Source organism: Mycobacterium persicum (assembly GCF_002086675.1).
Classification (GTDB): Bacteria; Actinomycetota; Actinomycetes; order Mycobacteriales; family Mycobacteriaceae; genus Mycobacterium; species Mycobacterium persicum.
On the sequence record NZ_MVIF01000171.1, the window covers coordinates 1 to 5,347 of the forward strand.

Annotated in this window: 5 protein-coding genes and 1 pseudogene; 2 read left to right on the forward strand and 4 right to left on the reverse strand. The window is 61.5% G+C overall.

All coding sequences use genetic code 11. From position 1 onward, the window contains the following. Window positions 1–409 precede the first annotated feature (409 nt). A complete protein-coding gene (locus BST40_RS27100; protein ID WP_083156381.1) occupies window positions 410–1,552 on the reverse strand; it encodes a GTP-binding protein in 1,143 nt (380 codons plus the stop codon). A 3-nt stretch (window positions 1,553–1,555) separates the two neighbouring features. After that, entirely contained in the window at window positions 1,556–1,810 is a 255-nt protein-coding gene (locus tag BST40_RS27105; RefSeq protein ID WP_083156384.1) for a type B 50S ribosomal protein L31, read from the reverse strand. Window positions 1,811–2,056: 246 nt separating this feature from the next. Between BST40_RS27105 and BST40_RS27110 the strand changes: the two are divergent. Beyond that, window positions 2,057–3,225, forward strand: a pseudogene (locus BST40_RS27110) (IS3 family transposase). A 444-nt stretch (window positions 3,226–3,669) separates the two neighbouring features. On the opposite strand, the gene BST40_RS27115 reads toward BST40_RS27110, so the two are convergent. Together BST40_RS27115 and BST40_RS27120 are read right to left on the reverse strand one after the other, a co-directional pair. After that, window positions 3,670–4,092, reverse strand: coding sequence for a PIN domain-containing protein (locus tag BST40_RS27115; RefSeq protein ID WP_083156387.1), 423 nt, complete (start codon window positions 4,090–4,092; stop codon window positions 3,670–3,672). Next, window positions 4,083–4,277: a DUF2191 domain-containing protein gene (locus BST40_RS27120; RefSeq protein ID WP_310887046.1), complete on the reverse strand. Its 195-nt coding sequence runs from the start codon at window positions 4,275–4,277 to the stop codon at window positions 4,083–4,085. The genes BST40_RS27115 and BST40_RS27120 overlap by 10 nt, the downstream gene beginning before the upstream one ends. Before the next feature lie 266 nt (window positions 4,278–4,543). On the opposite strand from BST40_RS27120, the gene BST40_RS27125 reads away from it, so the two are divergent. Continuing rightward, window positions 4,544–5,074, forward strand: a complete 531-nt coding sequence (locus tag BST40_RS27125) for a hypothetical protein (RefSeq protein ID WP_099288090.1) — start codon at window positions 4,544–4,546, stop codon at window positions 5,072–5,074. The last annotated feature ends 273 nt before the right edge of the window (window positions 5,075–5,347 follow it).

Here is a 5,347-nt window from a genome sequence, read left to right on the forward strand (position 1 = left end):
GTGGATTAACAAGCCCGACGACACCGAGGAGGCCACTCAGTAAATACCGCTCGACGGTGCCTCATTCAGGTTGACAAATTCCGTGACGAAGGCTGGGTGACAGCCCGTTCGCGAACTGGGGTCAGCCAGCTGGTCCCCTGGCCGCCATCAGCTCGCCTCAATTCATCATCACCGCCGTCGGAGCGGTGAATGATTCACCGCTGCCGCTGCCCAGCGCGACCAGTGCAGGGGAAAGTTGCCCTCATCCAATCCCGGTTTGGTGCACAGCCGCTGCAATCTCGTCGAACTCGTCGCGGGCAGTGCGTTACCATAGCCAGACCACAAATGCGACGGCAACGTGAATCTGCTTGCGCGAGTTGGCCCATCCGTGCAGTCGATGACTGCCATCAATGGTGCATCTATCTCAAAGTCAATGATCGTGAACGATCTCCCACGCCGGCAGCGGATCTGGAAACTGCATCCAATACCCTTGCCCTGCAGCGAATTCAGCGTCGGTAAGTAATGCCGATGCCAGCAGGCGCCGCAAGGAGTCATGATCGAGCCGAACACCGATGAACACGACTTCCTGTCCGGGACTCATGTCTGTCGACGACCAGTATTGCGCCGGCTCGAGGACCAAATTCGGACCGGCCTGTGACCAGATCGCCACGATCTGCGGACGGCTGGCAATCCAGCAGAAGCCCTTGCTGCGGAGCAGTCCACGAACCTGGCCCAGCGCCGCGTCCAATCGCTGCGGATGGAAGGGGCGGTCCGCGCGGAAAGTCAGACTGCTGATGCCGTATTCCTCTGTCTCGGGAGTGTGGCCACCAGCGATCTCTTCGTCCCAGCCGGGTACCTCTTCCGCGGCCAGTGGGTTGAAGAGACCAGTGTCGAGAACGTCACTGAGTTCAACTTGGCCGTTGACGCTCCGCAAGATCTTGGCTGAGGGATTAAGTCGACGCAGCGTTGTTTCGACCCGGTGCACGGTGTCTTGGCCCACTAAATCAGTCTTGTTGAGCAGCAAGACATCGGCGAACTCCACCTGGTCGACAAGCAGGTCAGCGATGCTTCGGTAGTCACCGTCGGCGGCCGCCAACTTCCTGTCGGCCAAAGCCTCACCGCGAATAAGTTCGGACATAAACGTAGAGGCGTCTACGAGCGTGACCATGGTGTCGAGGGTGGCGACCTGAGAGAGGCTGGACCCGTCCTCGAACTCCCAGGCAAAAGTCGCGGCGACTGGCATCGGTTCAGAAATGCCGGTCGATTCAATGATCAAGTTGTCGAATCGGTTCTGGCGGGCCAATTGTCCCACCGTCTCGAGGAGGTCCTGACGCAGGGTGCAGCAAATGCACCCGTTAGTCAGCTCGACCAGCGTTTCGTCAGCCCGATCGAGATGGCCTTGTCCTGCGACCAAGGCAGCATCGATGTTGACTTCACTCATATCGTTGACAATCACAGCCACCCGACGACCGTCCCGGTTGGCCAGAATGTGGTTGAGCAGCGTGGTCTTGCCGGCACCGAGGAAGCCGGACAACACGGTAACGGGCAGGCGTGGTGGTGCCTTTGCAGGCATTGCTCACCGATCCCCGTAACGGCGGCGGAATTTCTCGACTTGCCCTGCCGAATCGAGCAGGCGCCGGGTGCCAGTCCAAAACGGATGCGAATCGCAGGTGACCTCCACCACGATGAGCGGGTATGTCTGCATCCCGGCAGGAGTCTCGACGTCGATCGTTCGTGAACTGGTCAGAGTCGACCGCGTCAGAAACGTCTTTCCGGTAGTAGCGTCTTGAAAGACCACCGGGTGATAGTCGGGGTGAAGGCCACTTTTCATCTTTCTCCTTCAGGTCTAGCTGCTGCGCGGGAGGAGCCGGAGATGTCCGACGAGCGCGGCGGCACGCGGCCAGCCGCCGTCACCAACGCGCAGACTGGGCCACTCTTCGCCAGCGTCTTATTGAAAACGATTTTCATTAATGTGCACTTTACATCTCGCGCGTCGGCGTGTCGACGCGGTCGACAGTCCTGACCGTGAGCTGAGCCCGTCGTAGTGGTCCAGTCGTTGTGGGACTCTGTTGCCCGAGTGTTCGGGCAGGAAGAATCTACGACGACATGGCATCGAAACAAGCGCCGGCGGCATACGCCGGATCAGATCATCCGCAAGCTCGCCGAGGGCAACAAGCTGCTCGCATCGGGTCAGGAGCTGGCCGGGGTGTGCCGGCACCTGGAGGTCGCGGAATCGACGTGGCATCGCTGGTTGGCCCAGTACGGCGGCATGAAGGCCAACGACGCCAAGCGACTCAAGGAACTCGAGGCCGAGAACGCCCGGCTCAAGAAGCTGGTCGCCAACCAGGCCCTCGACATCGACATGCTCAAGGAGATCTCGGCGGAAACTTCTGACCCCGAACCGCAAGCGCAGCGCCGTCACAGCGTTGCGCGAACGGTTCGGGGTGTCCGAACGCCGCGCCTGCACCGTGGTCGGTATCCACCGGTCCACGATGCGCCTGGCACCGCCGCCGATGACCACCGAGAAGGCCGAGCTGCGGACCTGGCTGCGCCGGTTCTCCACCGACCGGCCCCGCTGGGGGTGGCGCCGGGCGGCCAAGATGGCCCGCCGCGAGGGCTGGCAGGTCAACAACAAGCGCATCCGCCGGTTGTGGCGCGAGGAAGGTCTGCGGGTGCCGCAGCGGCGCCGCAAGAAGCGGCTCACCGGGATCGGTGTCGCCGTGGGCGCGATGTCACCGATCCGTCCGAATGTCATCTGGGCGATGGACTTTCAGTTCGACACCACCGCCGATGGCCGCACGTTGGGAGATGCTCAACATCATTGACGAGTTCACCCGCGAAGCGCTCGCGATCGAGGTCGACCGCAGCATCGACGCCGACGGCGTCGTCGCCGTGCTGGACCGGCTGACCCTGATCCACGCAGCACCGCACTACGTGCGGTTCGACAACGGCCCGGAGTTCGTCGCGCACGCCGTAGCCGATTGGTGCCGATTCAACAGTGCCGGTTCACTTTTCATCGATCCCGGCTCGCCATGGCAGAACGCCTTCATCGAGTCGTTCAACGGCAGGCTGCGTGATGAACTGCTCAACTCGTGGCGCTTCGATTCCCTCCTGGAAGCCAGGGTGATCATCGAGGACTGGCGCCGCGACTACAACGCCAACCGGCCCCACACCGCCCACGGCGACCTCACCCCAACCGAGTTTGCCCTACAGTGGGCCACGACCCACCAACCGAAAGTCGCATAACAACTGGACCACCAAACGGGTCCCCCTCACACCGCCACCCATGTTTTGGAATGGCTCCCAGGTGTCGTAGTCCTCATCCCAATATTCATCAAACCTAAGTGGCGGAAACGGGTTTGTGAGGCCCGAATCGTCGTCGATGACACTGCCATCGGAATAAGTATAGTTAAGGCCATCCGTTCGACTTGTCTCCCCATTATTGACGTCGTTGGTGTTATTTTGTTCGATGGTCGTCTCGTTGGTGGGTTGATTTACGCGGGGCTGACTGTCGGTGGAGGTAATTGAGGTGTCGGTGGTGTTCTGGGTGTAGTCGGAGCTGGTGGAGTTCGAGTTAGTACCGTTAGTACCGTTAGTACTGTCGGTGTAGCCGGAGTCGTTGGTGTTGCACGTGTCCAGTTTGAATCCATCGTGGGAGGTCAACGTGATGGCCAGCCTGCCAAACTGCTGCTAGACGGTCCCTCGCGGTACTACCCACCGGTGCTGGAACGTCAATACCGTGGCGGCCGTTTCAAAGTCAGCGTCGTAGTGGACAACGGTGAGTTGGTGGGCGGCGGCAAGAGTGGCGGTGAGCAGGTCGGCCACTCCGACGGCTCGATGCTGGCCGGTTTGTGCCAAGGCTCGCTGTGCGCCCAGTGCTGTCTGCCAATGCTCATCGTTGGTCGGCAGATACTCGTAGGCGGCGCGGCGGTCCGCCCAGAGCTGCTCGTATTCGGCCGGCCCTCGGGCACTGTAGAGCGCTTCGGCATCCAGCGATGCTGTCGTGGCAACCACACCGCCTTCGATCAGCGGCCGCAGCCGGCCTGACACCCCTGGGTGGCGCATCCTCGCGGCGGCGCTGGTGTCGATCAGATAGCGCGCGATCAGCGCCACACTTCCCCGCGCTCATCCGAGTCGACCATGCTCTCCAGACCGCCCTGCTCAAGCCATTCGATCTGGCGCGCCCGCGCCGACTGCGCCGCCACCTGTTGCAGCGCAATCCGCACGGTGTCCGAGACGCCAGTGGTATGCAGTTCACGCTGCGCCGCAATAAGAAGGTCATCGTCTAGGTCGATCAATCTCTTGGTCGTAGCAGCCCCCTCAGACGGCGTATATAGCATTGTCACGCACAGTATATACTACGGTGTCGTTGGACGCTGCTCAAAGAGGTGCTTGGCTTGGATAAGTTGGTCGAGGCCGGGACACCGATCAGCCACGGGGGACTCTCGCGGCGTCTCCGTGGCCGCCGCGCGCAGAGATTGAAACAAGCTGTGCCACCACGATTACGACGGGACAACCGTCATTATCCATGAAGTGAACGGTCGAACCCGACCATTAAGCATTGGTGCCTGCATACCGACGTCGTCGTATCGCCTTAATCACCAGCCTGATTCGCCACCCTGCCGAAGATCAGCAGATCGATATCGAGTCACGCCAAAGTCACTTTCACCGATCGCTACGCCGCGACGGCTACCAGGTCGATGAGCAGACCGGCCAGATCACGGCAGTTGGTCCGCAGCTGTCGATCGAATCCATTGCGAGGCTCGCGGACCCGTCGGCCATCCGCGAGGGCTTTGAGCGCATTAGGCGTGCGATCAGCGACGATCCCGCGCTCGCGGTCGGCAGCGCCAAGGAATTGATCGAAATCACCGCCAAGGTTGTACTCACCGAACGCGGCCGGCCGTTCGACGACAAATCCGACCTGCCCAAACTTGCTCGCGCAGCGCAGATTTCACTCGGACTGGACCCCTCGACTGGGTCCGGACCAGACAGCAGCGACGGGGTCAGGCGCATCCTGAGCGCGGTCACAACCATCGCCAACGGGCTCGCCGAAGCTGCGAAACCGCGGGCTGGGTACCCGGGCACGGTCCGGTAACCGCACGCGTCGGTCTCCGCAGCCGTGACGCACACCTCGCGCTGAATGCGGCGCTTACCTGGTGCCAGCTGATGCTCGACACCCTCGCAGACCCCGAAGCGCATGGCGAACAGATCAGGCGTAAGCCCGGGTCAAAGAAGAGCACGAAAACAACCACATTCGTTCCGTTGCTAAGCCGACCCCGTATAGCGTGCCTGGGGGTTGACCCCTGATGGTGGACACCTGACTGGTGGGGCTGCTGGTCCCGCGGGAAGGATGTCCGTATGTCGGGCA